Annotated in this window: 28 protein-coding genes and 7 pseudogenes; 14 read left to right on the top strand and 21 right to left on the bottom strand. The window is 66.4% G+C overall.

Features of this window, described 5'->3' with window-relative positions:
- Nucleotides 1-313: 313 nt before the first annotated feature.
- The 3 genes from SALPAC3_RS0123485 to SALPAC3_RS28935 form a co-directional block, all read right to left on the bottom strand.
- Complete coding sequence (locus SALPAC3_RS0123485) at nucleotides 314-829, bottom strand: hypothetical protein (RefSeq protein WP_018223620.1); 516 nt, start codon at nucleotides 827-829, stop codon at nucleotides 314-316.
- A 266-nt stretch (nucleotides 830-1,095) separates the two neighbouring features.
- Nucleotides 1,096-2,082, bottom strand: a complete 987-nt coding sequence (locus SALPAC3_RS0123480; protein ID WP_018223619.1) for a DUF932 domain-containing protein — start codon at nucleotides 2,080-2,082, stop codon at nucleotides 1,096-1,098.
- A 168-nt stretch (nucleotides 2,083-2,250) separates the two neighbouring features.
- A complete protein-coding gene (locus SALPAC3_RS28935) occupies nucleotides 2,251-2,415 on the bottom strand; it encodes a hypothetical protein (RefSeq protein ID WP_232430537.1) in 165 nt (54 codons plus the stop codon).
- A gap of 228 nt (nucleotides 2,416-2,643) precedes the next feature.
- Between SALPAC3_RS28935 and SALPAC3_RS29265 the strand changes: the two are divergent.
- The 3 genes and pseudogenes from SALPAC3_RS29265 (at nucleotide 2,644) to SALPAC3_RS0123460 (ending at nucleotide 4,329) form a co-directional block, all read left to right on the top strand.
- A pseudogene (locus SALPAC3_RS29265) lies at nucleotides 2,644-3,223 on the top strand (hypothetical protein).
- Nucleotides 3,224-3,229: 6 nt separating this feature from the next.
- Nucleotides 3,230-3,733: a hypothetical protein gene (locus SALPAC3_RS0123465; RefSeq protein WP_018223615.1), complete on the top strand. Its 504-nt coding sequence runs from the start codon at nucleotides 3,230-3,232 to the stop codon at nucleotides 3,731-3,733.
- Nucleotides 3,733-4,329 carry a DUF3885 domain-containing protein gene (locus tag SALPAC3_RS0123460; RefSeq protein WP_018223614.1) on the top strand — a complete coding sequence of 199 codons (597 nt, stop codon included), beginning with the start codon at nucleotides 3,733-3,735 and terminating at the stop codon, nucleotides 4,327-4,329. Before SALPAC3_RS0123465 ends, SALPAC3_RS0123460 begins: the two co-directional genes overlap by 1 nt.
- A 38-nt stretch (nucleotides 4,330-4,367) precedes the next feature.
- Here the strand turns inward: SALPAC3_RS0123460 and SALPAC3_RS0123455 are convergent, their stop codons facing one another.
- The 6 genes and pseudogenes from SALPAC3_RS0123455 to SALPAC3_RS0123430 all read right to left on the bottom strand — a co-directional run bounded on the left by SALPAC3_RS0123455 (nucleotide 4,368) and on the right by SALPAC3_RS0123430 (nucleotide 8,633).
- A complete protein-coding gene (locus tag SALPAC3_RS0123455) occupies nucleotides 4,368-4,898 on the bottom strand; it encodes a hypothetical protein (RefSeq protein ID WP_232430536.1) in 531 nt (176 codons plus the stop codon).
- A 141-nt stretch (nucleotides 4,899-5,039) separates the two neighbouring features.
- Nucleotides 5,040-5,279, bottom strand: a pseudogene (locus SALPAC3_RS0123450) (hypothetical protein); the annotation flags it as partial.
- Complete coding sequence (locus SALPAC3_RS0123445; RefSeq protein ID WP_018223611.1) at nucleotides 5,279-5,563, bottom strand: hypothetical protein; 285 nt, start codon at nucleotides 5,561-5,563, stop codon at nucleotides 5,279-5,281. The gene SALPAC3_RS0123445 and the pseudogene SALPAC3_RS0123450, both read right to left, overlap by 1 nt.
- Nucleotides 5,564-5,650: 87 nt before the next feature.
- On the bottom strand, nucleotides 5,651-6,766 hold the full coding sequence (locus tag SALPAC3_RS0123440; protein ID WP_018223610.1) for a MarR family transcriptional regulator: 1,116 nt from the start codon (nucleotides 6,764-6,766) through the stop codon (nucleotides 5,651-5,653).
- A 485-nt stretch (nucleotides 6,767-7,251) separates the two neighbouring features.
- A pseudogene (locus tag SALPAC3_RS0123435) lies at nucleotides 7,252-7,836 on the bottom strand (C40 family peptidase).
- Complete coding sequence (locus SALPAC3_RS0123430) at nucleotides 7,824-8,633, bottom strand: replication-relaxation family protein (RefSeq protein ID WP_018223609.1); 810 nt, start codon at nucleotides 8,631-8,633, stop codon at nucleotides 7,824-7,826. Before SALPAC3_RS0123430 ends, SALPAC3_RS0123435 begins: the two are co-directional and overlap by 13 nt.
- 242 nt (nucleotides 8,634-8,875) lie before the next feature.
- Between SALPAC3_RS0123430 and SALPAC3_RS0123425 the strand changes: the two genes are divergently transcribed.
- The 3 genes from SALPAC3_RS0123425 to SALPAC3_RS28485 all read left to right on the top strand — a co-directional run bounded on the left by SALPAC3_RS0123425 (nucleotide 8,876) and on the right by SALPAC3_RS28485 (nucleotide 10,564).
- Nucleotides 8,876-9,793: a DUF2637 domain-containing protein gene (locus tag SALPAC3_RS0123425; RefSeq protein ID WP_018223608.1), complete on the top strand. Its 918-nt coding sequence runs from the start codon at nucleotides 8,876-8,878 to the stop codon at nucleotides 9,791-9,793.
- Between the two features lie 51 nt (nucleotides 9,794-9,844).
- The gene (locus SALPAC3_RS0123420) at nucleotides 9,845-10,234 is read left to right on the top strand and encodes a DUF6907 domain-containing protein (protein ID WP_232430534.1); all 390 of its coding nucleotides are present in this window, start codon (nucleotides 9,845-9,847) and stop codon (nucleotides 10,232-10,234) included.
- A gap of 165 nt (nucleotides 10,235-10,399) precedes the next feature.
- On the top strand, nucleotides 10,400-10,564 hold the full coding sequence (locus tag SALPAC3_RS28485; protein WP_018223606.1) for a hypothetical protein: 165 nt from the start codon (nucleotides 10,400-10,402) through the stop codon (nucleotides 10,562-10,564).
- 92 nt (nucleotides 10,565-10,656) lie between these two features.
- Here the strand turns inward: SALPAC3_RS28485 and SALPAC3_RS0123410 are convergent, their stop codons facing one another.
- The gene (locus SALPAC3_RS0123410; RefSeq protein ID WP_018223605.1) at nucleotides 10,657-12,366 is read right to left on the bottom strand and encodes an AIPR family protein; all 1,710 of its coding nucleotides are present in this window, start codon (nucleotides 12,364-12,366) and stop codon (nucleotides 10,657-10,659) included.
- Between the two features lie 346 nt (nucleotides 12,367-12,712).
- Between SALPAC3_RS0123410 and SALPAC3_RS0123405 the strand changes: the two are divergent.
- The 8 genes and pseudogenes from SALPAC3_RS0123405 to SALPAC3_RS28910 all read left to right on the top strand — a co-directional run.
- A pseudogene (locus SALPAC3_RS0123405) lies at nucleotides 12,713-13,075 on the top strand (transposase); the annotation flags it as partial.
- Nucleotides 13,076-13,396: 321 nt separating this feature from the next.
- On the top strand, nucleotides 13,397-14,980 hold the full coding sequence (locus SALPAC3_RS0123400; RefSeq protein ID WP_018223603.1) for a PLL family lectin: 1,584 nt from the start codon (nucleotides 13,397-13,399) through the stop codon (nucleotides 14,978-14,980).
- Nucleotides 14,981-15,024: 44 nt separating this feature from the next.
- Nucleotides 15,025-16,500, top strand: a complete 1,476-nt coding sequence (locus SALPAC3_RS0123395; RefSeq protein ID WP_232430576.1) for a DUF346 domain-containing protein — start codon at nucleotides 15,025-15,027, stop codon at nucleotides 16,498-16,500.
- A gap of 291 nt (nucleotides 16,501-16,791) precedes the next feature.
- Nucleotides 16,792-17,391: pseudogene (locus SALPAC3_RS29260) on the top strand (hypothetical protein); the annotation flags it as partial.
- Between the two features lie 42 nt (nucleotides 17,392-17,433).
- Nucleotides 17,434-17,520: pseudogene (locus SALPAC3_RS29255) on the top strand (hypothetical protein); the annotation flags it as partial.
- A 6-nt stretch (nucleotides 17,521-17,526) separates the two neighbouring features.
- Nucleotides 17,527-18,315, top strand: a complete 789-nt coding sequence (locus SALPAC3_RS29250) for a PLL family lectin (protein ID WP_332308197.1) — start codon at nucleotides 17,527-17,529, stop codon at nucleotides 18,313-18,315.
- Nucleotides 18,316-18,613: 298 nt separating this feature from the next.
- Nucleotides 18,614-18,829, top strand: a complete 216-nt coding sequence (locus tag SALPAC3_RS28915; RefSeq protein ID WP_018223600.1) for a hypothetical protein — start codon at nucleotides 18,614-18,616, stop codon at nucleotides 18,827-18,829.
- Nucleotides 18,830-18,841: 12 nt separating this feature from the next.
- Entirely contained in the window at nucleotides 18,842-18,988 is a 147-nt protein-coding gene (locus tag SALPAC3_RS28910) for a hypothetical protein (protein WP_018223599.1), read from the top strand.
- Nucleotides 18,989-19,110: 122 nt separating this feature from the next.
- On the opposite strand, the pseudogene SALPAC3_RS26135 reads toward SALPAC3_RS28910, so the two are convergent.
- The 11 genes and pseudogenes from SALPAC3_RS26135 to SALPAC3_RS0123320 form a co-directional block, all read right to left on the bottom strand.
- Nucleotides 19,111-19,928 (bottom strand): annotated as a pseudogene (locus SALPAC3_RS26135) (IS5 family transposase).
- Nucleotides 19,929-20,118: 190 nt separating this feature from the next.
- Entirely contained in the window at nucleotides 20,119-20,760 is a 642-nt protein-coding gene (locus SALPAC3_RS0123365) for a hypothetical protein (protein ID WP_018223596.1), read from the bottom strand.
- A 208-nt stretch (nucleotides 20,761-20,968) separates the two neighbouring features.
- The gene (locus tag SALPAC3_RS0123360) at nucleotides 20,969-21,361 is read right to left on the bottom strand and encodes a hypothetical protein (protein ID WP_018223595.1); all 393 of its coding nucleotides are present in this window, start codon (nucleotides 21,359-21,361) and stop codon (nucleotides 20,969-20,971) included.
- Entirely contained in the window at nucleotides 21,358-22,023 is a 666-nt protein-coding gene (locus SALPAC3_RS0123355; protein ID WP_018223594.1) for a hypothetical protein, read from the bottom strand. Before SALPAC3_RS0123355 ends, SALPAC3_RS0123360 begins: the two co-directional genes overlap by 4 nt.
- Nucleotides 22,023-22,439 carry a hypothetical protein gene (locus tag SALPAC3_RS0123350; RefSeq protein WP_018223593.1) on the bottom strand — a complete coding sequence of 139 codons (417 nt, stop codon included), beginning with the start codon at nucleotides 22,437-22,439 and terminating at the stop codon, nucleotides 22,023-22,025. Before SALPAC3_RS0123350 ends, SALPAC3_RS0123355 begins: the two co-directional genes overlap by 1 nt.
- 23 nt (nucleotides 22,440-22,462) lie before the next feature.
- The gene (locus SALPAC3_RS0123345) at nucleotides 22,463-22,795 is read right to left on the bottom strand and encodes a hypothetical protein (protein ID WP_018223592.1); all 333 of its coding nucleotides are present in this window, start codon (nucleotides 22,793-22,795) and stop codon (nucleotides 22,463-22,465) included.
- Entirely contained in the window at nucleotides 22,792-23,259 is a 468-nt protein-coding gene (locus SALPAC3_RS0123340; RefSeq protein WP_018223591.1) for a hypothetical protein, read from the bottom strand. The genes SALPAC3_RS0123345 and SALPAC3_RS0123340 overlap by 4 nt, the downstream gene beginning before the upstream one ends.
- Nucleotides 23,260-23,350: 91 nt before the next feature.
- On the bottom strand, nucleotides 23,351-23,956 hold the full coding sequence (locus SALPAC3_RS0123335) for a hypothetical protein (protein WP_018223590.1): 606 nt from the start codon (nucleotides 23,954-23,956) through the stop codon (nucleotides 23,351-23,353).
- A gap of 13 nt (nucleotides 23,957-23,969) precedes the next feature.
- A complete protein-coding gene (locus SALPAC3_RS0123330; RefSeq protein ID WP_018223589.1) occupies nucleotides 23,970-24,956 on the bottom strand; it encodes a DUF932 domain-containing protein in 987 nt (328 codons plus the stop codon).
- A 103-nt stretch (nucleotides 24,957-25,059) separates the two neighbouring features.
- Nucleotides 25,060-25,701, bottom strand: coding sequence for a hypothetical protein (locus SALPAC3_RS28905; protein WP_018223588.1), 642 nt, complete (start codon nucleotides 25,699-25,701; stop codon nucleotides 25,060-25,062).
- Nucleotides 25,698-26,243: a hypothetical protein gene (locus SALPAC3_RS0123320; RefSeq protein WP_018223587.1), complete on the bottom strand. Its 546-nt coding sequence runs from the start codon at nucleotides 26,241-26,243 to the stop codon at nucleotides 25,698-25,700. Before SALPAC3_RS0123320 ends, SALPAC3_RS28905 begins: the two co-directional genes overlap by 4 nt.
- Between the last annotated feature and the right edge of the window lie 341 nt (nucleotides 26,244-26,584).

Genomic DNA, 26,584 nt, shown 5'->3' with positions numbered 1-26,584 from the left:
TCCGAGTCCGGGGTGGCGCGTACGGGCCGTTCGAGGGCGTGGCGCAGGTCAGCGCGCAGCGTGGCGCGGGTGCGATCGACGGCGTCGTCAGCGTGTTGGGCGTCGGTGAGGGCAACGGCTTGTTCGGTGAGGCCCTCGACGGTCAGGGCGGCCCTGCGTTGGCGGTCGGCGTGTACGGCTGCGTGGGCGTAGGCGGTGGCGAGGGCGAGCAGGCGCTCAACAGTGGTCACAAGGATCTCCGGATAGAAGGGGGATGGTGCAGGCTGGTGCCGGGCGGCGCGGGTGTGATGCCGCGCCGCCCGGAGTGGGGTACCTACTGGGGCGCGGGCGCGCGGCCTTTTGCGGGGGCGCCCTCATTGGCCGGGGTGGTGGGGGTGTGGGTGGTGGCTACGGGTGGCTGGGTGGGTAGTGGGGGCAGGACGCGGTGGAGCATCGTGCCGGTGCGATCGAGGCTGGCGGCGGCGTGTGCGGTCAGGTGTACGCCGATGGCGATGGCCTCGGCGGTGGTGAGAGTGACGACGATTTGGCGGCCGTGTTGGTCGCGGGTGTGGATCTCGACGTGGCCGTTGGGTAGGACCCGCACGGGCAGGAACGTCTCGACCTGGGTGCGGTCCGGCGCGAGGGTGTGGATGGCCTCGGTCAGACTGCTGTAGTGGTTCTGGGCCTCGGTGTTCCAGTACTGGCTGCGGGCGATGTGGTGGTCACGCTCGGTTTTGGTGTCGGCGTGGTTGGCCACGGTGTAGGCCACTTTCGCCTTCGCGTAGGCGTCGCACAGGGCGTCGATCGAGTTCAGGACCGTGTCGGCGGCCGGCGTCGGGACGGTGCTCATGCGGAGGTCCTCCATCGTGGAGTGCGTGCGAGTGCGTCGAGGTGTGGGCGCGGTCGTAGCGGCGCGCAACGGGCGGGTGGTGCGATGCCCCGGTGGGCGGCCGGTCTGTGGCGGGGGTGGGCGTCTGGGGCCGGGCTGTGTGGGCGGGCGGGCCGCGCCGCCCGGTCGGGCAACAGGGTTGGTGACACGTTCGGCGGTGGTGGTGCCCGCCGGTGTCGGGGCCGTCCGCCGCCTGGGGCGGTGCCGGCCCTGATACCGGGCCACGCTCAGACCGCCAGCAAGTCGAACGCGCGGGCCTTGAGGTCGGCCCCGGTGCCGATGACCGCGCGGCGGGCACGGACCTCGACGGTGGCGGCTTTGGCGTAGTGGTCGAGGTACTCGGTGATGGCCTGGTATCCGGCCCACCGGGTGCCCTTGATCGCTTTCTGCGTGTCGGCGTCGCGGGCCAGGTACCGCAAGGTGGCGGTTCGCTGTTTGGCGTTGTTACGCGCGGTGTCCGAGGCGTCGTCGGCCAGGGGCCAGAGCTGGGCGATAGCCTTCTCGAATTCGCCCATGGTCAACGTCTCGTTGATCATTTTCTCGGCCTCGCGCTCGAACGCGTCGAAGTGGTCCCACACCAGCTGCAGTGCCTGCCGGGCCTCGCTGATCTTCGCGGTGATGTTTGAGGTGTGCCGGAACACGTAGGAGCCCTGCGACCGCTGGTAGGCCATCCGTTGCGTGTTGGCGCACACGATCCGTACCGGGGTGGCGTCCACCCGCAGTGAGGCGGTGCCGTCGTGGCTCGTGGTCGCGGCCAGGTACAGATCGTGGAGGTCGACTCCGGCGACCTTCATGCCCTCGGGCAGCTTCATGGTGACGAACACCGAGCGGCCGCCACGCATCGACCCGGCCGTTTCGAAGTGCGCGCCGGAGGCGTCAACGAGGAGGTTGAGTACCTCGGCGACCTGTTCGTTTTGCACCGTGGTGTAGTCGTCGCCGACGATGCCGAGGTATTCGGTGCCGCCGGTGGCCGGGTTCGTGCGTACGGTCATCCACTTGTCGGGGCAGTCGACCTTCGTGACACCCTTGTCGCTGATCTCCATCCCCTGCAGTGGGATCTTGCGGACCTCCCAGCCGCCGAGCCACGCGGTGCTCATGACCTCCTCGGCGGTCATGCAGTCATCGGTGACCTGGCCGAGTTGATGCCAGGCCGACAGTCGGGCGGAGGCGAACGCTGTCTGGCCGTTGGCCAGTGTCTCAAGTTCGTGTGCCACGAGGCTTCCTTCCGAGTCGTCGTGCGGATGTGAACAGCGGGTCGGGGTTCCAATCCCGGGCCGCGCTGTCGTAAATAATTGTTCCTACCTATGGTTTTGGATCAAGTCGATCTGGCCCGCTCTATCGAGTTTTCTGTGGCGAATTTGACGCCCGTCACCGGTGGGGTTCTACCGGGGTTCCGGTTCGGTGTTCAGCCGCCCGTGCGGGCCGTAGGTGTACTCGTGGACGGTCTTGAACAGCGCGGGGAAATACACGGTGAAGCCGTGCTCGGGGATGAACACGCTCCGGTAGGAGCGGGGTGATCCCGAGGACGTAGCGGTCAGGCTTGTCACCATGTAAGCCGGGCGGGATGATGCCACCGCCGGGCCGGTCCGGGCGGACGCGGCGGTGCCGGGCCAGCGCGATATGCGGGCACAGCGTGAGTACGGCCTTCATGCAATCCGGGTGCCCCAGCGGGTCCGCGTAGCGCCGCAGTTCGGCAGCCCGGGGACCACCTAGGAACGTACTGGGGGCAGGAAATATCAGAGTCGTGCGCTATTCGTAGCCGGTAGCCTGGCTCGATGATCGACAGCGAGGCGGTGATCATCGGCGCGGAGGCGGCGAGGCGGCTTGCTGAGCAGCGCCGTGTCGAGTTGGAACCTGGCTTGACAGCAGCGGAGTTTGACGTGTCGAGGGGCGGTTCGGGTTCGAGTTCGCTGATGATCACCGGGCGTTCCTCTCGGCCGGCCTGCCGGTAGGCAGGGGCTGGCCGGACTGGTGCGACGGCGAGGTCGATCACCTGCGTGATCGGCTCGCGTGGCCGGTCAAGGGCGTGCTGTTGACGTCGAACACAACGCGTTCTGGCATGACGAGTGGGGCGCGCGACCGGCCGACCGTGAAGAAGCGCTGGTGGTGGCTGGCAAGCGGTTGGCTTCGATACCGCAGATGATCCCGGTGTACTCGCACCGCTACTTGCCGGCCGGGCGTGGAACCTTCGGACACCCTGTGTTGTCGATGTATCAAACGGACATCATCTTCTATGGCGTCGATCTGATGGAATACGTCCGTCAGGAGTTCGGCGCCGGCGAAGGCCTCGATCGACGCGATCCGCGCTGGCAGCCACATGCGACGGTGGCATTCTGGCAGGAGTTGGTCGGGTGATAGCCGGTGCTTGAGTACCCCGGCGACACCGATGATCCTCGGTATGACGGGTGGTCGTACCTGGGCGACAGGTACCGCTGCCCGCTGGCCGACGCCGAGCTGAATTGTCATCACCGCGCAAGCCGGTTGCTGGCCGAGCAGCGTGAGACAGAGCTACGGCAGATGGTGCACGAGGGCCACCGGTGCGCGTTCGTCCGGTTGATGGAGCTGCTGGTAGAGGCCGGGCGGGTAAAGAGTCTGCGCGAGGTTGCGCTGGGCGGTGATGAGCGCGCTGGGGTGACGTTGGCGGAGTACTGGGTGCGCCGAGGTGACGAGGCGGCGCTGCGCCGGGAGACAGCGGTCCTGCCGCGCACTGGGTTGTGGCTGGCCGGTCTGCTGAGGGATCGCGGCCGGGAGCGTGAGGCGGTGGAGGTGTTGACCGCGCTGGCCACCGACGCCGGTGCCGACGAGCGCCACCGCCAAGAGGCTTGGGGCATGCTCCAACGCTGGACGAAGCGGGATGAGTCGTGATGGCCGCGTCGGAGCTTGCCGACACGGTCCGCGCGGCGTGGCAGCGGCGGTGGCCGGAGTGCCCTGCGATCGCGTACCAGCTACGGGGCTGCTATCCCGAGCGGTGGGTGCGCTTCCACAGCCTCCCCGGATCGAAGCGGTATGCCGACGACGCCAGCGAATACGCAACCATCCTTGACCGCCACAACACGGTGCTGACCGAGCTGTCACCCGGCGTTTCACTGATCATCATCACCTGCGACTGGACCGGCCAGAACGACCCTCCCGTGCAGCGCGCTCCGCTTCAGGCGAAACTCGACCCGGGCGGCGTGCACTGGTCCACCATCCAGCCTGATCCGGACGACGAAGCCGACTTCCAGGTGTACTGGCATCTGTTCGCCAGCCGCCGGACGTGGCGGCCAGGCATCCTGGACGATCTGCTTCGTGCGGTGGCGGACGACGAACTGAGCAATGTGATCGTCGGCCCGTCGGACTTGCGGTGGCTCTATCACCCGTACGACGGCGGCGCCGATGTGCTTCTTCCAAGCCGAGCTGCCCGAGATGAACTGCGAAATCGGCATCGTGAATGGCTGTCTGGGCATCCGGCCGGGCTGTGATGACCGGCCTGGCCGAACGATGACGGCTGGCTCCGCCGTCAGCCCGCCCAGGGGCTTGGTCCCTGCCTAACCACCACGAGAGCTGCCGGTTGGGTCGCCGGCCAAATCTCCACGTGATACCGGAAATAGTCACCGGGCTCGTCCGGGTTCCCGTCAACCTCCGGCCGGTCGGACGGCACGTATGACATACGAGCGCGGTACCGGCCCGCCGAGATATTGACGCGGTGCTCGGGTCCAGGATCCTCGGAACAGCCGTAAATGGACAACACGCCGGTAGGAATCTGCACATCCGCCTCGACGACATGCTCCGCTTGTGGCAGCTCCGGCGGGGGCGTCTCGTGCAGCTCAAGGCTCGTCTCCACGAAGTCGCTACGCGCTGTGCCGACTGAGATCGAGTGCGGCTCCACACCGATGCGGTGCACATGGACCGCTTCGTGAGTCCATCCTGCAGGGGCACGATCCGGATCCATCGCGCCGCCGGAGCGCATCTCTTGATCGTGGGCCTCGACATCTTGCAGGTAGAACTGACCGTGGTCGGCGAATACCACGGCACGTCTGGTCTCGGACACGGACGCAGCCTACGACAGGCTGCGGCTACCGCCCTTCAGCCACCGGTCAACGTTAGGCTTCGGCCCGTCTGATCGACGCTTGCTCAACCGTCCCTACGACGACGGCGCCGCACCCGGCAGCTCGACCAACTCCGCCCGGTGCACCCAGTACTTCATCGGTTGGCCGCACACTGAGCAGCATCGTCCGGCGGCGAGGTGGGCCAAAATGGTGGTGTTTATCGTGGCGAAGTCCACGTGCCATCCGCCCCGATCCGAGTCGGGGTCCGGGTTGGGGTTGGAGTGGATATTCACCGGTGGGATAGGCAGGCCGCGTCGGGCGTCGCGGGGGCGTGCCGCCAGAGCGGCCGGAATCTTCGGTGTTCCACTGTCGGGTCGGGTCATTAGTCGCCTCCGGCCCGCACGTCCACGATCGTTAGGTCGGGGTTTGTTGCCCGGAGCCGGGCCCGTACGCACGGCCACTCGTGGGCGCTGATGCGCCGGGTGATCGTGTCGAGGTTGGCGCCAGTCATCACCGTGTGTTGCACGGCGGCGGCGTCCGCATCGGTGAACACGGCTACCAGGTCACCCCCGGCGACCAGGTACACATCGGCGGTGTCAGCCGGTGGGGGTGTCGGCGCGGTACGACGGCGCCCCGGGCTGTGGCCGGGGTGACGGTGGGTGGTCATTGGTCATTGGTCATTGCCTTTCTGGTCTGTGGTGTGAGCGCCGGGGCCGGGCATGGTGCCCGGCCCCGGCGTATCGGGTCTGTTCGGTCAGGTCGTGGCCGGCGCGGCGTCGGCCCCGTCGGTGTCGCTCGGGTCGGTGCCCGTGCGGGTCATCAGCGCATCGACCTCGTCGGTGGGTGTGGGCGGGTTGTCGGCGAGGGCGTACTTCACCGGGGCCTCGCTGGTCATGATCAGCACGCCGAATCCGTTGAGCTTGTTCATGGCGTTGCCGACCGCGCCCGAGCTACGGCCACCCAACTCACGGCCGACGGTGCCCGGGGTGAGGTCGTGGCCGGGGCCGAGGTCACGAATGAACGCTTCGACCTGGTTACGTAGGCCGTTCTTGCCGAGCTTCGGCGACCCGTCGGTGTTGCTCTCGCCGGTGGTGCTGCGGCGGGTGGCGGTAACCGTGACACCGGTCTTGATCCGGTGCTTGTGTCCGCAGGTACACACACACTCGCGGTACGGGGCAGCGTTGGCGAGGTCCACCGTGTCGAGGTCAGCCTCACCACGCACCCACCGTTCCGGGGCGCTGTCACTGTCACCCGGCTTACGGACCGCCGCCCCGGCAACCTCCATCGCCGTAAGCACCCGGGCGACGACCTGAGCGCGTAGGCCGGACTGGTCAATCACGTCGGCCGCGCTCACCCCGTCGGGGTAGTCGCCCAGCACCCCAGCCACCATCACGATCTTCAGGTGATCACCGGCGCCCGACGGCACCCCCGACACAGGCACCCCGGACACCGGTGCCACGTCCGCCGCCGCGTTGCCGCTCGCCTCACTGTCCGCCGGGGTCGCCTCGTCGGCCGCGCCCGGCATGGCGTCGGTGATGGCTACCTCGTCTTCCGCCGCGTTGCCGCTCACGTCGCTGTCTGCCGAGGTCGGCTCGTCGGCCGTGTCCGGCGTGGCGTTGGCGGCGTCGTTGTTCGGGGTGGTGGGTTCCCAGAGGTCGGCGCTTTTGCGGTTGCCGTTGGTCGGGCCGGGAGTGCGGATGGCGGTTCCGGCCTCCTCCATGGCTTTGAGTGCCTCGGTGACGACCCGCAGCGAAAGGTTTTCCTGTCCGGCCAACTTGCGGGCGGTCACGCCGGGGAGGCGGCGCAGCGCGGCGGCGACGACAGACCGGGCCTCGGTGGTACCGGCGGTGAGAAGCATGTTCGCGGTCATGACATATCCTCCACAGAAAACGGGGTGGCAGCGAATACCGCATCGCGCTAGCGATTGTTGGCGGTTTCGCCGGGGCCGTTGTTTCGGTGCCCACGTCCATGGACCCTCGTTGCCGATTGAATGTCAACCCGTTGTTCAAGGCTCTTTCCGTCACCATTCCGGACGCCACCCACACCTTCATTTCAGGGCTGCTGTCCGACGCGCAATAGGCGCTGCGGGGCGCTGTGGCCCCTGCTGGCGGATGGTCCCCGCGCATGGGTATGTCGGTGTGGGTAGCGTTCATCGGGGCGCGTGTGGCGCGATGACGGCGCCGATGACGAGGACGAACTCGGGCCGGTCGGACCCGGGGTCAGGGTCCAACCGGCGCCGGGTACGCGAACCAGTCGAACGGCGAACCCGAATGATTTGTGGGGAAAATCACTTCATGCTTCCATCGTTTGGATGACTGTTTGGCGACTCTTTGGCGTGTTCTCCATTGGCCTTGTTCAGCTCGGTATGACTCGCCGAATGGCCGCTATCTGATCGGCCCATCCGGATAGTTTGCTGACTCGTACCACGTCACCGGTTTTCGGTGCTTGCACGATGAGGCCGGAACCGATGAACATTCCTACGTGTCGGGGGTCGGCGTGTGTGCCGCCGCTACCGGGGATCAAGATTAGATCTCCGGGGCGCAGATACCTCGCGCTCGGGATCGGGGTGCCGTCGTGTACCTGGTCGCGGGTGGTGCGTCCGATGGTGACCCCGGCCGCCCGGTACGCCTGTTGCATCAGCGACGAACAGTCACACTGCCGCGCTGGCACGCCGGAGTGCGCGGCGGTGCAATCGCCGCCGAAGGTGTACGGGTGCCGAGCTGCGCCAGGGCCCACCCAATGGCGGTCACGACCGGCGGCGGGGTGCCCGCCGGGAGGGTGAAACCCGGGTGGCAGGGACACGGCCACGCCGGGCGGTGGTAGCCCGTGGCCGTCGTACCCGCCGCCGTAGATCGCCGACACCACCCCGGCGGCGGCAGTGGCGATCACCAGCACGAGCGCCGCCGCCGCTACCGCGAGGCCGGTTGCTACCCGTCGCACGGGGCACCGTCCCCGGTGGGGGCGAGATCGGCGAGGCTGACCCGCCCGGGTTGTCCGGCGACCCGCCATACCGCACCCGCCGGCCCGCCCGCGTCGGGGGCGTGGTTGACGGCGGCGGTCGCCACGGTCACCCCGTCCGGTATCCCGGTGCGGGTGAGGTGGGTGTGCAGGTTGGCTTCCCGGGCGGTGGTGGGCAGCCAAAACAGCACAGGGTAAGCCCGGGATGGGGGTAGCGCGGCGTAGCCGGGCAGCTTGCCCACGACCCGGGACAGGGTTTCGGTGCCGAGATCGACTTCAAGCCAGAACGGCACGGCACGCCCGCCGGTGGCCCACACGCCGTGCCCGTCGGGTCGGACCAGGTTGCCGGCCGCCGCGCGGCTTTGGGTTTCGTTGTACCACCGCGTCAACCGCCCGCCGTGGGTGCGGGCGTGCCCGGTCAGCGCGACGAAGAACCCGTTTGTGGCGAGCAGGTGCGGCAGTGTCGGGGACATGGCGAGTCGGGCGGTGGCGTCGCGTACGGCGCCCGGGCGGGGCAGCGTGTCACCGCGCCCGGCCGCCAGGATCGCCGCGCCGACCGGGCCGAGGGTCCACCGCCAGGATTGCGAGCCGGGCCGGTGGTAGTGCCGGAACCGGTCGAGGATGTCCCGGCTGAGCAGGGTGTTAAGCCGGTTGCGGGCACGGCCGAGGGAGCCGAACGCGAGGTCGACGAGCTGGTCGGTGGTGAGGGTCTTGTGTTGGTCGAGCAGGTCGAGCAGGTGTCGGTCTCGGGGGGTGAGTCTGGTCAGTTCGCCGGCCACGACGGACGCCGTGAGGCGGGCACCGGTAGGGGCAGAGGCTTGTGCGCTAGTAGGAGTGATATCTCTTATCAGTCGGTTCCGGTTCACCAGACCTCCTCAGCGCCGTTGACGTGCGCGGATGGCGTGTTATAGGGGGTGGGGTCAAACGAGTCCGACCTCGGCGACGCCGAGCCGTCCCAGGCCACCCGCCGCGTCGCCGAGCGGCAGCTCCGGCCCGTCGCCCCGGCCAGCGGAGGACGGCCATGAACGACAGCCAGCTCCAGCGGATGCAATGGGCCGTACGGGCGACGCTGGCCCTCGGCGTGGCCGCCTCGGTCACCGCGAACATCCTGCACGCACAAGCGAACCCGATCTCCCAGGCCATCGCGGCGTGGCCGCCTCTGGCACTGCTGATCACCGTCGAGCTGGTCACCCGCGTACCCGTCCACCGGCGCTCACTCGGCGTCATCCGAGTCGTCGCCGCCTCGGCCATCGCCGCCATCGCCGCGTGGATCAGCTATCACCACATGGTCGGCGTCGTCGCCCGATACGGCGAGACCGGCACCGTCCCCTACCTCCTCCCACTCTCGGTGGACGGACTGATCATCGTCGCCTCGGTATCACTCGTGGAACTCGCTGCCCGCCGCCGCGAAGCCGAACGCCAACCGCACGCCGTGCCGGTCGAGGCACCAGCGGCACCGTCACCGGCCGCCCGCGCCGCCTCGGCACCTGCCGAGCCCCCGCCCGGCACCAGCGAATTCCCGCTACCCGTTTGGAGACCGCTACCCGAACGCCCTCCCGTTGACGTCGATGTGGATGCCGACAGGTCGCGTCTCGATGAGGCTTTCGACACCGCCGAACGCCCGGCGGACGACCACGAATCAGATGCCAATGAGACCGGCCATGACCTCGACACAGAGTCTCACGACGACGACTCGTCCAACGACACAGACGACGCCGATGTGGACCTCGCCCCGGATCTCGTACCGCTGCTGCCCGCCGCCCGCACCGCCCGTGACGAGCTGATCCGCGAAGGCCAGACCGTCAGCCGAGATACCCTCGCACGCCGCATACGCCAGAACGGCCACTCGATCCGCAACAGCGCCGTGTCGGAACTACTCGCCACGCTGCGCCAGGAGGCACGTTCGGTCAAGGGCTCTCGCCCCACCGCATCGGTATAACGTGCCCACGTCAGCTCACCGCACACGATCAGACGCGCGAGGAGGCCGCACGTGAGCGAGCCTGCCCGAGCGGCCACCGCCGCCCGCCCACCGCACCCCCAGCACTGCCCGCCCTGGTGTACCGAGTGCCGCCACGACGACGCCGACCCTTTCTCACCCCGGGCACTCCTACACCGAGGCGTGGCGGACAGCGTGCACGTCTACGACCCGGCGTGCCTCCTGGTTGAGGCACACGTGCGCGTCGCGTTCTGGGACAAAGCCCCGAGCTGGATCGGCACCGACCCCGCCGACCTGGAACGCCCCTACGTCGAGTTCAGCGTTCCCGCCGAGGACGGCCTACAACTAAGCCTCAACCCGGAGCACGCTCGCGGCCTCGCCGCCGCCCTGCTCCGCGCCGCCGACGCCGCCGACGCCGCCATTCGAGACGACGCCCCTCAGTGACACACACCAAACGCGAACGGCGACGCTCCACCCTCGAACAGAGCCGTCAGTCGTAACCCCGGCCTGGGACCAGCGGCGGTCTTGATCGCACTGTCGAGGTCAGCGTGGATAGGCACGGCTGCCCGGAACGGGCACCACGCCGAACGCTGCCAGAAGGGACCACACATGACCGACCGAACGCCCGGCCTGCGCACGATCGAGGTCACTGACGACGTGCACGACGTGCTGAAGCGCACCGCCGACAGCCGAGACACCGACATCAACGGGGCACTGCGCTACCTGATCGAGATTCCGACGCCTCGGGCCGATACGGACGACGACGAGGACTGAGACAGCTCGCAGACGGGTGCCGTCGGTTCCACCATCGCGGACGCGACGGCACCTGTCGGTGCTTCGGCTTCCGGCTCGCCCTCGCCTTGCTCCTACGCCCGGATAAGACGGCTAATCAATTCCTGTGTGAAGGGTGGGCGCTTGAGCCGGTCCGCCGTCGGCAGTTGTCCACCTGCCGCCTCAACGATCCTTTGCGCGGTTGACCTGAAGGCCGACACGTAGTCGGCCTGACGCAGCAAATCAACCATCTGCTGACTTCGTTTATCGATAGAATGCTCATTCAGCCGCGCGGATCGCCCTTCAAACAACTCATATTTATAGGCCATCAGTATGTGGTAGCGGATAGGCTTGTATTCAGCCTCTAGGCTTGTACGAAAAGCCGTTTCTAGTCGATATGCAGCGAAAGCCGAGGCAACATACGGGGCAAGGCGGTGGTCGTCGTCAAAGATCGAGTCCCCGACCTCTGCGTAAAGGTGCTGGGGGTATCGAGCAGCAAGATGCGGTAGATCAAGGAACGTAGCGGCGACGGCTCGCATCTGCTCACTAATAGTAACGATACGCGTACGTGTGACGTCACGGTAGTAGAACTGCCCAGCTCGTCGCTCGTAAGTCAAACCGGCCCCGAGCTGGTCTTGCAAGTAAAAGTCCTCAAGGCGCTTTTGAAACTTGGTAAGGGCGACCAAGTCGCTGTCGTTGACAGCGGTCTGCGAGTTTGTTGCGCGAATTATGCGTGTCGCCACATCTTCGTCATCCGTGACTACGAGCCGAATAGGCACGTAAACAGAGTCCGCAGCGTCGCCAAGTGACTCCTGTGCCAAATAAATACAATGGCTCGTCTGACACCCGTTGACAACCTGGTAACCAGTCAAAGACACGGCGTCGCCGGGTTTGGGCGCATACGATCGAGCAACCACCGTGACACCGTTGTTCAAGACGGGCAGCAGTGCTCGCTGCGGCGATCCCAGAGTCTCGATTATCTGCTGATTTACGTCGTTTTCCTCACCTTTGAAGCCTCGCACGTTGTCGTAGAAAACTCTCTCATTCAGAGTCCCATTTTCAGTCTGAATAAGCTTGAGAAGCTCTCGAACGGAAACAACGCCGAGGATAGCCTGATTAATGCCTGGCATCCCGGGCAAGTTGACGGCCTTTTCGAGCACGATGCCCGTCTCGTTAGCCTGAGTCTTTTTCCTCGACGCCTCATAAATGCGGGTCGCGCCATAAAGTTCAAACGCCAACTCACCAACGTAACTAAGAGCCTGCACATCCCGCTGGACTGTCGCCGCCCTGTCGAGCACGTTCCCATCCGCGAGCGAAGCATCGTTGGCCGTGCTGACGAATGCCAAGTTTACGCGAGGCCGCCCCTTCAGTTTTGACGCATAGTCATCAAAGATTCCGAACAGTGCGTCGGAGATGGCTGCAAGCTTCGGATGCTGCAAAGGAACTGCATTTGAAAGAACCTTCTTTGTCGCATCCCCAAAGTTCAAAATCTCCGAACTGCTGATACTAGTCGACGCCTTGACCTGCATCAACGTGAGCACAACTTCGAGGCTTCTCTTGTTGTCACACACACCCGGCACTTCGCTACGCTGGGTTACGAGTTCACCGTTGACCTCAAGGATCGCCAAGTCGATGCCGATGGTGGCCGGGTCCAACAAGAGATCCGTCATGTCCACTTGATCCAACACGTCATCACGGAGCAGTAAGGTTGCGACAAATAGCTCAAAAGCGCCCGACTCTGCCATGCCGAGGAGTTCCTGAGTCTCCCGGAATTCCTTGAAGAGGCCCCTAATAAGTGGATCCACGATGCTCCCATCATCGTCTGCTCAAGCCTCCGAGAGCGTACAGGCTCCGTCCGCGCATTCACAGCCCTGGGCATTGACCGGTCGGGCAAGTCCACCCACCAATCCCACAACAGCTACCGATCAGCCTCTAAGCCCTTGACTGCTATTCCCACAAATCAAGCCAGGCCGTCTACTCGGGAAGGGCGCCGCTCACCTCAGAGGGTGGTCCGCAGACGTTCGAGCTGATCTATTCCGTGTACCCGGTTGAAGATATTTTGGCGGGGTTCGCTATTGGTAGGTATCGGCCAATGCGGGAGAATGTGAATCCTGGTCGTGACCGTCAGGCGGTAGCAGCGTTAGGCCGGTCATGGGTGATCGGAAGCCATACCCCAGTGACGTCACCGACGAGCAATGGGCGCTGATCGGACCGTTCCTGGACGCGTGGAAGGCCAAGCGGGTCGCGGTGTCGGTCTCGGGCCGTCATGGTGACTACGACCTACGGGAAATCGTGAACGCGATCTTCTACCAGAACCGGACCGGCTGCCAGTGGGCGTACCTGCCACACGACCTGCCGCCGAAGTCGGCCACCTACTACTACTTCGCCCTGTGGCGTGACGACGGCACCGACCAGACGATCCACGATCTGCTGCGCTGCCAGGCGAGGGAGAAAGCCGGCCGTCGGGAGGATCCGACCGCGGTCGTGTTGGACACCCAGTCGATCAGGTCGGCGAGACGGCCCGCTGGGAGTCCTGTCATACTTTCACAGCGCAGCGGCTGGCCCTCGATCAACTTCGTCACAAAAGATGATCTATAGGATCCCGGCCGCTGCGTCTACTTCGGACGGCTGACCTGAGTCGCGACCGGTCGCCGGATCTCACTCAACGTTACATCCATGAGTGTCGACTTAGTTTTGAATGACCCTCAAGGTCAGCTTGGAAACGGCTTTGTGTATGATCATCCAAATCAGACCGTGCTGTTGCCTGAAGTGGATCCACAAGTGAGTAAAGGGGCACCTGTTCAAACGCCTCGCTCCGACGGAAAGGGCTAATGCATGTACTATCGACTATCCGGCCATCTCATCAAGCGGCTGGCGGTTGGGCTGGCACTACCGCTGGCCCTGATCACCGGACCGGGCGCGGTGTCGCCCGCTTCAGCCGCACCCTCACCGGCTGTACCCGGCGACCCGGCGCTTCCGGCCTATCCGGGGCTGCCCACCACCTCTGACCAGGCCGGTCCCGCCGCGGTCACCACTACCGCCGTACCGTGTGACAACAATGGCGCCGACAAAAACCTGACCCGGGGCGAGGTGCTGACCCGAGCCCAGAGTTGGCTGTCGATCGGCATCCCATACAGCCAGGAGCGATGCTATCGCAACACGTATGGTGACTACCGTACCGACTGCTCCGGCTTTGTTTCGATGGCTTGGGGCCTGGGTGGTTCCGGCAGTGCATTCTGGACAGGCAACCTCATGAGTCGAGCTTCGGCGATTTCGCGCAGTTCCCTCAAGCCTGGCGACGCGCTGCTGAGGCACACGGGCGACCCGAGCGAAAACCATGTGGCCCTGTTCCTGAAGTGGGCGGACTCGGCGGAGACCCAGCCGGTCGTCATCGAGCAGACCGGTAGCCGGAACACCGTTCAGAACACCTGGTCGAGTAGCTATGCCGCGCTCTACTCGCCGGTCCGCTACGACAACATCCTGGACGTTAGTGAGGGTGGTGACCGGTCGTATTACAATGGTAGTCAGGATCATCACTACGAGCGTGGTGCGGATAACACGCTGGTGCACTGGTGGTACACCGACAAGTGGAACCAGGCGATCCTGCCGGGCACGATCACCAGCGACCCGGTGGCGTATTACGCCAACGGGCAGGACCATGTGTACGGTCGTAACGCCTCGGGTGGTTTGCAGCACTGGTGGTATGCCGGTGGGCAGTGGAACACGGCCAACCTAGGTGGTGCCATCACCGGTGCTCCGACGGCGTTCTACGCCAACGGCCAGGATCATGCCTTCGCGCGTACCACCGAGGGGACGTTGTATCACTGGTGGTACGTCTCCGGGTCCGGTTGGCAGAAGGCCGACCTCGGTGGGGCGATCACCGGCAGCCCGACTGGTTATGCCGGGGGTAATCAGCAGCACGTGTATGCCCGTACCACCGCCGGCACCCTGTATCACTGGTGGTATGTTCCCGGGTCCGGTTGGCAGAAGGCCGACCTGGGTGGAGCGATCACGAACAGCCCATCGGGATACCGCGCTGACAATGGTCAGGACCATGTCTACGCCCGTACTACCGCTGGCACCCTCTACCACTGGTGGTATGTCCCCGGCACCGGCTGGAAAACCGCTAACCTCGGTGGAGCGATCACCGACAGTCCGACCGCTTACTACGCCGGCGGTCAGGACCATGTCTACGCCCGTACTACCGCTGGCACCCTCTACCACTGGTGGTACGTTCCCGGGTCCGGCTGGAACACAAGTGACCTCGGCGGAGCCATCACCGGCAGCCCGTCGGGCTACCGCGCCGAGACCAACCAACAAGACCACGCCTACGCCAAGACCACCAACGGCACCCTCCAACACTGGTGGTACGTCCCCGGCACCGGCTGGAAGACCGCCAACCTCGGAGGCAACCTGTGATGCCGCGACTGTTTCGCCATTCCGGCATCCTCGCCGGACTCACCATGGCTGTGGTGACCGCCGCAGCGTTCCTAGTGGTGCCGAGCGCCCACGCTGCGGTGGTGACCAACTGCACCACGGCCGCACCGACCGCTGGCGACGCGGCATTCGCCGCCAAGGTCAAGCCGACGCTGACCAACAAAATGGCGGTAGGCCTCGACGCCGGTAGTGCGGCCTGTGTCCGGGTCATCGTCGCGGCGGTGAAAGCCCGGAATTTGCCCGTACGGGCGGCCTCGATCGCGATCACCACGGCGATCGTCGAGTCGAGCATCAGAAACCTCGACTACGGCGACCGGGACAGCCTGGGCCTCTACCAGCAGCGGCCCAGCCAGGGGTGGGGCACAGAGGCCGAGATCCTGGATCCGGTGCACTCGACGAACTCGTTTCTAAACAAGATGGTCAAATACCCGAACGGCTCGGCTTCCGACGAGTGGAAGACCGGCGACATCGGCGAGATCTGCCAGTTCGTCCAGGTTTCCGCGTTTCCCGGCCGGTACTCGGTGGAGGCGGCGGACGGTGCGCGTATCGCCGAGGCGGCCTGGCACTGGGTTAGTGAGGGTGGTGACCGGTCGTATTACAATGGTAGTCAGGATCATCACTACGAGCGTGGTGCGGATAACACGCTGGTGCACTGGTGGTACACCGACAAGTGGAACCAGGCGATCCTGCCGGGCACGATCACCAGCGACCCGGTGGCGTATTACGCCAACGGGCAGGACCATGTGTACGGTCGTAACGCCTCGGGTGGTTTGCAGCACTGGTGGTATGCCGGTGGGCAGTGGAACACGGCCAACCTAGGTGGTGCCATCACCGGTGCTCCGACGGCGTTCTACGCCAACGGCCAGGATCATGCCTTCGCGCGTACCACCGAGGGGACGTTGTATCACTGGTGGTACGTCTCCGGGTCCGGTTGGCAGAAGGCCGACCTCGGTGGGGCGATCACCGGCAGCCCGACTGGTTATGCCGGGGGTAATCAGCAGCACGTGTATGCCCGTACCACCGCCGGCACCCTGTATCACTGGTGGTATGTTCCCGGGTCCGGTTGGCAGAAGGCCGACCTGGGTGGAGCGATCACGAACAGCCCATCGGGATACCGCGCTGACAATGGTCAGGACCATGTCTACGCCCGTACTACCGCTGGCACCCTCTACCACTGGTGGTATGTCCCCGGCACCGGCTGGAAAACCGCTAACCTCGGTGGAGCGATCACCGACAGTCCGACCGCTTACTACGCCGGCGGTCAGGACCATGTCTACGCCCGTACTACCGCTGGCACCCTCTACCACTGGTGGTACGTTCCCGGGTCCGGCTGGAACACAAGTGACCTCGGCGGAGCCATCACCGGCAGCCCGTCGGGCTACCGCGCCGAGACCAACCAACAAGACCACGCCTACGCCAAGACCACCAACGGCACCCTCCAACACTGGTGGTACGTCCCCGGCACCGGCTGGAAGACCGCCAACCTCGGAGGCAACCTCTAAAGAGCCACTCTGGACGCTGGCGCGTGGTCGAACAGCATTGTTGATTGATCATGCCTGGGCCGTGAGGTACGAGCGGCCGGTCAGCTTTTCCTGTCACCGCAAAGGGCTTCTTCAGACTTGTAGCGGCATACGCCGTGGTGTCCTGGCCTTCGGGGCATCCAGGGGCACCGTGTCAATTTTCAGCCGGAGGGTCACCCCTCGATTTTCCACGAGAATGGGCTGTGCATGTATCGATCAGTAATGCAAAGGAGCCTGCGAACAGCAGTCTCGATAATGTTGCTCGCCGGCGTCATGCTGGTGCCCAATTCACCCGCCCATGCCGGTAGCGACTACACAACCGACGCGTCCGAATGGCTGATGATTCAGCTCTTGAACCTGGAGAGCGGCACCGAAAACGGTGGCATCTACGCCAACAAGCCCGGGTATCACAACACTCGTGCCGGAAACCATCCGAACAACTACTCGGTCCTCGACCAAGAGGACAAGGGTGGGCCATCGGACAAGGCCGCCGCATACGACTGGACCTTTCTAGAGGCTCAGGATTTCATGACGGCCAGCAACCCGGACTTCGACGCGCAACCGATGCAGCAGTTCACTACCACAGCGGCCGATTACAGCGCTATTTCTCGCTATTCCCAGCGGCTGCTGGCCTCGGGTAAGGACCCCGATGACCCACGCATGGATGGGTGGCGCGAATTCTACGGCCAGGCCGACAACGACAGCGGCGTCGAGGGCTACAATTTCCGCTACGACTACGAAATCAGCTCTGACCCATCCCACCTGTGGCACATTCACCTGAGCGAGGACAGGGATAAGGTCACCAGCATGGCCAATAAGGAGGCGCTGCTGAGTGTCCTTCGCGGCGAAACGGTCGAACAATGGCTCAATAAGGGTGGTGACCGGTCGTATTACAATGGTAGTCAGGATCATCACTACGAGCGTGGTGCGGATAACACGCTGGTGCACTGGTGGTACACCGACAAGTGGAACCAGGCGATCCTGCCGGGCACGATCACCAGCGACCCGGTGGCGTATTACGCCAACGGGCAGGACCATGTGTACGGTCGTAACGCCTCGGGTGGTTTGCAGCACTGGTGGTATGCCGGTGGGCAGTGGAACACGGCCAACCTAGGTGGTGCCATCACCGGTGCTCCGACGGCGTTCTACGCCAACGGCCAGGATCATGCCTTCGCGCGTACCACCGAGGGGACGTTGTATCACTGGTGGTACGTCTCCGGGTCCGGTTGGCAGAAGGCCGACCTCGGTGGGGCGATCACCGGCAGCCCGACTGGTTATGCCGGGGGTAATCAGCAGCACGTGTATGCCCGTACCACCGCCGGCACCCTGTATCACTGGTGGTATGTTCCCGGGTCCGGTTGGCAGAAGGCCGACCTGGGTGGAGCGATCACGAACAGCCCATCGGGATACCGCGCTGACAATGGTCAGGACCATGTCTACGCCCGTACTACCGCTGGCACCCTCTACCACTGGTGGTATGTCCCCGGCACCGGCTGGAAAACCGCTAACCTCGGTGGAGCGATCACCGACAGTCCGACCGCTTACTACGCCGGCGGTCAGGACCATGTCTACGCCCGTACTACCGCTGGCACCCTCTACCACTGGTGGTACGTTCCCGGGTCCGGCTGGAACACAAGTGACCTCGGCGGAGCCATCACCGGCAGCCCGTCGGGCTACCGCGCCGAGACCAACCAACAAGACCACGCCTACGCCAAGACCACCAACGGCACCCTCCAACACTGGTGGTACGTCCCCGGCACCGGCTGGAAGACCGCCAACCTCGGAGGCAACCTCTAAAGAGCCACCGTATAAGGGCTTAGCCACGATCCGTGGATGAGGATCGGGTGGGCTTGCAACGGCGGCGTGTAGATGATGAGAGTGCCCTGCTGGGCTGCGATGGTCGGGGTTGCCTACGACCTGACCCTTGCGACGTGGAGGGCACTCTCAGCCCGAGCGTTGACGGGCTTCTACCAGGCGCTTCTGGTGTTGGTGTGGTTCCGCAAAGGCGAGGACAAGACCACCCTCGTGGCCGGGCTTCGGGGTATCGAGGGCAACCGCCTACCGGTATGTCGCCGAGGCCGTACGCGTCCTCGCGGTGCAGACACCGACCCTGCACGACGCCCTGAACCGGGTCGCCGCCGACGGCTGGTCGCACGTGATCCTCGACGGGAAGCTTATCGACACCGACCGGCTCGACGAGACCACCACCAGCGTCAAGGGCGCGACCATTGACGCCTGGTACTCCGGAAAGCACCGCGACTTCGGCGCAAACATCCAAGCGATCATGCGCCCCGACGGGCTACCGATTTGAACCTCGGAGGCGATGCCTGGACACCTGCACGACCTGACCTGCGCGCAGGAGTTGGACGGCACCGCCGCGCTCTACTGGGCCGCTTCGACATTGGATCTGCCGACCCTGGCCGACTCCGGCTACGAAGGCGCTGGTCAAGGCATCCACACCCCGCATTAACACACTGGGGTTGACCCAGTTTGACGGACAGGGTCGATAAGTTGATCTCACGTTACCTTGCTGGTTGGCCTGCGGGAATAGGCGGTCGCTTCGTACTCGGCCGGACTCAGAGGACGTCTGATTCACGTATTTTGTGTGTGTTGTGGTTGTAGTGGTTCTCGCCAGGTTGGGGTGGTTTCGGTGGTGAGGCGTTTGGCGAGGTTGTCGATCATGGCGATGGTGATCATGCTGGCGGAGTTGTCGGGTCGGGCTTCGTAGTCGCGGACGAGTCGGCGGTGGTGCATGAGCCAGCCTTTGACCTGCGGGTCTTTGGTGACGATCTCGACGTCGACGCCGAGTGCGGCGCCGTGTTCGACGAGGCGGCTTTTGAAGCCGGCGTCGACCCAGGTTTTGGTCAGGGTGGGGTAGGCGGTGGTGGCTTGGTCGAGCAGGGCCATGCCGATGGTGTTGTCACTGGCGCTGGCGGCGGTGACGATGACGGCGAGGAGCAGGCCGAGGGTGTCGGTGATGATGCCGCGTTTGCGGCCGACGATCTTCTTCCCGGCGTCTGTGCCCTGGGTGGCCAGTGGAACGTTGGTGGAGGTCTTCACGCTCTGGCTGTCCATGATGGATGCTGTGGGTGTGATGGTGCGGCCGTGGTGGTCGCGGACGAGGCCGGTGAGCTGGTAGTTGAGTTCGGTGAAGATGCCTTCCTTGCTCCAGGCGGCGAAGTAGCCGTAGACGGTGCGGTACGGCGGGAAGTCGTGGGGCAGGTAGCGCCAGGCGATGCCGGTGCGGTTGACGTACAGGATGGCGTTGAAGATGTCGCGCAGGTCGTGGGTGGGGCGCGGCCGCTGACGCCGGCGTCGGTGCGGGCTTGCCGCCAGGCGGTGAGGCGGGGTGCGATGAGGGCCCAGCGGGCGTCGGACAGGTCGGACGGGTAGGGTCGCCGTTCGGTCAGGCAGTAGGCGTACGGTGTCGGGGCCTCGACTTGGCGGACGTCATGTCCGTCAGTGCGGGATGAAAGTGAATCAGACACGATCCCGGGGTGAAATGCGCCGAAGCCCGGCAGGTCTACGCCCGCCGATATGTCTTCTTTCTGGGGCGGGTCGGGCATCTCGCGCTACCGAGGTCGAGGCGCGAATCGGCCATTACCGGCCCGAAGATGAAGCAAACGTCCAGTCAGAGGCAGCGGCAAGCAATCGTTGTGCGGTGCGCTGGGTGATGCCGAGTTGCTGAGCGAGCGCGACTCCGAGGCCGCGCCGGTCGCGCCCGGTGTGGTCGGCCTCGGTCAGGAGCGCGATGGCGGCGGGAAGTCGAGGATCGTCGGCGTACGGGTGCGGTTTGCGGGCACCGGTCGTGCCGGGGGTGCGGCCGGTGGACTGTCGGCCCGTACGGGCATCGGCCACGGCCCACACGGTGCGCCGGAACCATAGACGGCGCACCCGTCCGTCCGGCAGGCTCTCAATCCGGTCGGGGTGGTCGTACAGGGTGTCGGGGAGGTTGCGGTACGATTTGTAGCCGAGGACCCTCGCCGCTGTGCCCGAGCCGATGAGGTCTTCGGAGTCGCCGCGGCGGTCGACCTTCGTCAGCTCGGCGCGTTTCGCGGTCTGGTGCGCGGCGTGGAATGCCTCGATGTCGTCGAGCCAGAACCACTCACAGCCGTCGTGCTGGAAGCCTTCAGGGAAGTCGAACCGGGCGCGGTGGCGGTGCCAGTGGTTGACCGTGGAGTAGGCCGCGCCGGTGTGCGCGGCGACTCCGGCCCGGTCGAGGGCGACCCGTCCGCCGATCATGCGTCGTGCCACGCCCCCATCCTCCCTCCGGTGGTGGCTCGCTGCCGGCGCCGTGCCGTCGAGGCGCTACGGCTCGCCGTAGGATCGGCGGCACGCCACGACTCGGGTAGAAGCGGCCGTGTGTCCGCAGGCGGCCCGGAGTGGGCGAGGTGGCCGGTCGGGGTTGCGCGCACCCTCGGGTGTGCCCGCCGGCCACCGACCCGCCCGGTTACACCTTCGGGCGCAGCAGCCGCCACGCTACGTCCGCCATCCGGTGCAGTGGCAAAGCAGCGAGTTTCGCCCGGTTGGCGGGTTTGAGTGCGTCGTACACGGTCAGGATCGCGGTGGCGGTGGTGGCGTCCACTACCACCCCGTCGATCTTGCGGAAGGCGCCCTTCTTCACCTCGCGCAGCAACTCGATCACGCGGGGGTCGCCTGCTGTCGCGTCGTCCGGGAGTGCGTCGATCTCGGCCATTCCTTCGCAGTCCGGGCAGTTCACGAGGTGCGGGTCCTCGGTGATGCGGGTCAGCGGCCCGTCGTCGGCTCCGCATACCGGGCCGAGGCGGCGTCGGGCCTTGGCGTGGGTGAAGGTGGGCCGCTCGTGTCGCGAGGTGGCGGTCATGGTGCCCCTGCCTCGGTGTCGGGCCAGATGCCGAGCGGGTGGCCGGGGGTGATCTGGCCTCGGCTGGGTGCGAGGGTGTTGAATACTGCGGAGAACCTGTCGTGCAGCTCACCCCGGGTCCGCATCAGGTGTTTGCCTCGGGTGAGCTTCGCGGGCATCGCGTCGGTGACGCGGTGGATCAGCCCGTACAGGTCGTGAGCCTCGATCAGGTCGGCGCACCGCTGACAGGACGTCCAGCGCTCGCCCCACGCCTGGGTGATGGCGTGCTCGGTGTCGGTGCGGCGCACCCTGGCCGCGTGGTGTCGGGATCGGTAGTCGTTGACGGACACGACTTGCCCGGTGATCCGGCGCGCGTCGGTGACCTGGTTGGCGCATTGGTAGATCCAGGCGGCCTCGGGCGCGGAGCAGAAGTCGCATTCGATGATCGGATCGGGGATCTCGGTGATGGGTGCGGGCTCGGGCCGGTGGTCGCTTTGCTGCCCGCGTTGCTCGGCCGCGTGCAGGTATCCGACGATGAGGCCGAGGTCGTTGAAGCGGATGTTGAGCCCTCGACGGCAGCGGCGGCAGTAGATCGGCTCCTGGCCCGGCGCCGTGCTCGTGTCGAGCGCTGCCGCCTCGGGCGGACGGGCGAATTCCTCGGGACGCGGGAAGTGCGGTGCCACTACTGGTCGCCTCCGTCCTCGGTAGCGGTGTGCGGCCAGGCGGGATCGGCGGGGTCAAGGGGCAGCCCGAGGCGCAGGCGGGCGAGGTCGACCAGCCTCCGCAGCAGGCTCGCCGTTCCGCTGCTCAGGTCGGCGTCGAAGTCGTGGGCGATGCGGCAGGCGTCCCGCAGGGCCACGGCCGCCTTGGTGAACGCGGCCTCCAGAGCGGCGTGGTCGTCGGCGCGGGTGCACCACACGACGTGATCGGCCTGGTAGGTGCGCTCGGTTCCGTTGGGGAATCGCAGGGTGTAGCGCAGGGCGTAGGTGGTGTGCGGGGTGGAGTAGGCAACGTCGGTGACGGTGCCGAGGCGGTACTCGGTGGCGTCGGACGGCGTGATCACTCGGGCGGTGTCGCCGACCTCCATGGATCGGTACATCGGTACTCCGTTCACAGACTGGGTTAGCGGGTGGGGTGGTCGGTCTCGCCGCCGCCGTTGATCTCGAAGGCGATGGGCTGGTCGTCGGTCTCGGTGGTGTCGACGTGCAGGTAGAGGTCGTCGGCGCGGCGTTTGACGCCGATGGAGACCCCGTGCACGTCGAGCACCACGTACGCGGTGCGGTCCCCCGCCTCGCCGGGGTAGACGCGCAGGTTGAGGCGGATCAGCACCTCGGCGCACACGGGGTCGACCGAGCCGAGCAGGGCGAGCGCGCCCGCGAGCTGCTGGCCGCTGACGATGCGTTGCCCGTCGCCGATGCCGTCGGTGTTCTCCGAGGGGCTGATCCAGCTCGTCATGCCGGCCTCTCCTCTTCGCTGACCGGCTCGTCGCCGGTACTCGGATTGGGCGGGAAGACGCCGAGGATGCTGGTGAGGGTGCCGCCGGACTTCTCGTCGGTGATGGCGGCGCAGGCGATGAGAGCGGCTCCGGCGGCGAGGGCCTGGGCCGGGGTGTATCGGACGCGCACGGCGCGAGTGCCGTCGGTGGTGGTGGCGCGGATCTCGACGCGGCCTCGCTGCCAGGTGGCGACGGGCAGCTCGTTGTCCGGCGCGGCCGTGACAGTGCCGCGAAGTGCCTCGCGTAACGCGGCGCGCAGGTGCTCGCGGCGGCGGGCGGCGATGGCCTCCCACTCCGACGCCTTCTTCGTGTGCGCGGTGTGGTCGTCGCCGGTGGTGGAGGCGGCGCGGGCGTGGAATCGTTCGGCGTTGCCGGTCGCCTGGGCGAACTCGGCCGCGAGGTCGAACAGTCGGTCTGGGTTCATGCGGATACTCCGTGGTGAGTCAGAGGGGGCGTTGGCCGGGTGTGCCGCGCGGCCGGGGGTCGGACCGTGGCCGCGCGGCACGTAGCGGCGGTCAGGGACGGTCGGCGGGCGGTCCGGCGGCATCGGGCGGGTTCGCCGGTTGACGGGCGGTGCCGTTGGGGGCGAACGGTGGTGCGGCCTTCACGTGCGGAAGCCCGGAGGTGAGCTGACCGATTCGCTCGAGCACGATCGCCCCGGTGGCGGTCAGGTGCGCGCCCACGGCGAGGGCTTGCTCGCCGGTGAGCAGCACGACGAGGCGGCGGGCCGAGGGGTCGTGCAGGTGCAGCTCGACGTGGCCGTCAGGCAGTGGCCGGACCGGTTGGAAACGCTCGACCTGCGCTCCGCCGGGCAGCCCCACCCGAAGCGCCTTGGCCAGTGCCCGCCACTGCTCGTTGACGAGTGCGTCCCACTCCGCGGCGCGGGCCATCGAGTTGTCGTACTCGGCCCTGCTGGTCCCGTGTTCGGCCATCGCGCGGGCGACTTCGGCCCGCGCGAAGTTGGCGGCCACCTGGTTGACCAGGGCGAGCATTGCCTCGGCGGTGGGCGCCGGGGCGGGCGGTGACGCCACGACGGGCTCGGTCCGGACTTTCGCGGTACCGGTGGCGGCGTGCGCGCCGGTGCCGGTCCGGGCCGGAGTCTTCTTCCGACCCCGGAACAAACGCCAGCCCACCTCAGACCGCCAGCAGCTCGAACGCGCGGGCCTTCAGGTCCGCACCGGCACCGGTCAGCGCCCGCGTAGCGCGGACGAGGCCGGTCTTGGCGGGGGCGAAGTGGTCGACGTACTCGGTGATGGCCTGGTAGCCGGCCCACCGGGTGCCCTTGATCACCTTCTGCGTGTCGGCGTCCCGGATCAAGTACCGCAACGTGTTCGTGCGCTGCTTGGCGTTGTTCTTCGCCGTGTCGGAGGCGTCGTCCGCGAGGGGCCACACCTGCGCGACGATCTTCTCGAACTCACCCATGGTCAACGACTCGTTGATCATCTTCTCGGCCTCGGCCTCGAAGGCGTCGAACGCCTTCCACATCAGCCCGAGGGCCTGCCGCGCCTCGGAAATCTTGCTGGTCACGTTCGACGTGTGCCGGAACGTGTAGGAACTGACCGACCGCCGATACGCGAGGGCCTGCGTGTTCGCGCACACGATCCGCACCGGGGTCGCATCGAGGCGCAACGAGGCGGTGCCGTCGTGCGAGGTGGTGGCCGCGAGATAGAGATCCATGTCGTCCACCCCGGCGATCCGCATCGCCTTCGGCAGCTTCATGGTCACGAAGACGCTGCGGCCCTTGCGCATAGAGCCGGCCGTCTCGAAGTGCGCGCCGGACTGGTCGACCAGGAGGTTGAGCGTCTCGGCCACCTGCTCGTTCTGGACCACGCTGTAGTCCTCGCCGACCACGCCGAGGTACTCGGTGACGCCCGTGACCGGGTTGGTCCGCACGGTCATGTACTTGTCGGGGCAGTCGACCTTCGTCACGCCGCGCTCGGTGATCTCGATGCCCTGAATGGCGATCTTGCGGACCTCCCACCCGCCGAGCCACGCCTTGCTCATGACCTCCTGCGCGGTCATGCACGCCTCGGCGACGGTGCCGAGTTGGTGCCAGGCGGACAGTCGGGCGGAGGCGAAGGCGGTCTGCCCGTTCGCGAGGGTTTCCAGTTCGTGTGCCACGGTGGCACTCCTTCCGGGTTGTGTGTTTTGGCGGGCGACGGGCCGGGGGTTGCGACCCCCGACCGCGCCGTCACAAACAATGTTTCCTACCTCTACCGGCGGATCAAGACGATCGGTTGGAGTCGATCGAGTTTTCTGCGGCGAATCTGACGCCCGCCGCCGGGCGGGGCCTACCGGGTGTCGGTGGCCGGGTGTAGCCGCCCGTCCGGGGCGTACGCGTACGCGCGGACGGTTTTGAACGGGGCCGGTAGGTACACGGTGAACCCGTGTTCGGGGAAATGAATCGGGTTCGGTAGTCGCGGGTGATGCCCACCAGGTACCGGTCGGGTTTGTCGCCGTGCGATCCCGGCGGGATGATGCCCGCCCCCGGACGGTCGGCACGGGCGCGGCGGTGCCGCGCGAGCGCCAGATGCGGGCACAACGACAGTGCGGCGGTCATGCACTCGGGGTGTCCCGGTGGGTCCGCGTAGCGCATCAACTCGGCGGCCCGGGGTCCGCCAAGGAAGGCGACCCAATAGCCCATCGGCTCACCGCACAACGAACAACACCGTTCGACAGCGAGGCGTGTTGAGGTGGTGGTGTTGATCGTGGTGAAGTCCACGTGCGACCCGTCGCCGGTCGGGTCGGGGTGGATGTTGACCGGCGGGATGGGTAGCCCGCGCCGCGCGTCGTACGGGCGCGCGCCCAGCGCCGAGGGAATGTCGGGCCGATCGGTGGCCGGGCCGGTGTCCGATGGTCCCGTCACGACGCGTCGGCCGTACGGGAGGACTGGGCATCGGTCACGGTGATGTGCGGTTGCTGTGACCGCAATACGGCGTGTGCCTGTTCCCATTGCGCCTCGGTCAGGGGCAGGGTGACCGGTTCGAGGTTCGCGGCGGTCATCGTGACGGCCATGATGTCGGCCTTTTCCGCCGAGTCGAACACGGCCACCATGTCGCCCCCGGCAACCATGTAGACGGTGGGGTCATCGGTGGGCCGGGGCACCGGGGCGGTACGGCGGTGTTCGGCAAGCCACCGGCCGACCACCTCGGCCAGGTCGCCGGTCAGGGTGCCGGTGTCGTAGCCCTCGTCATCGAGCCATGCGAGGTGATCGGCGATGGTCCAATCGGGATGGATGAGCCAGGATTGCCGTACGGCTTGCCACATGGTCAGGCGTGCCGGAGCGCCGATCGGTTCGGCCGGTTGGGAGCCGGTCGGGCCGGGGACCGGGCACAGCGGGGTGCCGTCGTGGTGGGACGCGTCCGGACGCGAGGCGAATCCGTCGAGGGGCCAGTCGCGCGGCGGCACCGGGCGGCGGTGTTGAGTAGGACCAGCGCGGCGCGGACAGTTCGAGGACGGTATCGACGCAGGCAGCGGACGAATAGCCGTCCGCGCCTGCCGGCCCCGAGGCGGCGGCGGGCCGCCGCCTCGGGGCACGGGAAGGGGACGTGGTTCATGGGGTTGGGCACCTCCGGTGCGCACGCCTGAGCAGCCCGCAGCGGGGCGTGGGTGCGCGAGTGGGCTTGGCGAAGGCGGGACCGGACGATGCGCTTGGTGAGGTGACCTGTGGTGCCGACCGGCGCGGCCGTCCTCCTCACTGGGAAGGCGGGTGAGCCGGGGAGCGTACGGGGTGTCAGCGCCGTCAACGG

It is taken from the genome of Salinispora pacifica DSM 45544, assembly GCF_000378845.1.
In the GTDB taxonomy this organism is placed as follows: Bacteria; Actinomycetota; Actinomycetes; order Mycobacteriales; family Micromonosporaceae; genus Micromonospora; species Micromonospora pacifica.
This window is presented reverse-complemented; position numbering and strand designations above follow the sequence as displayed.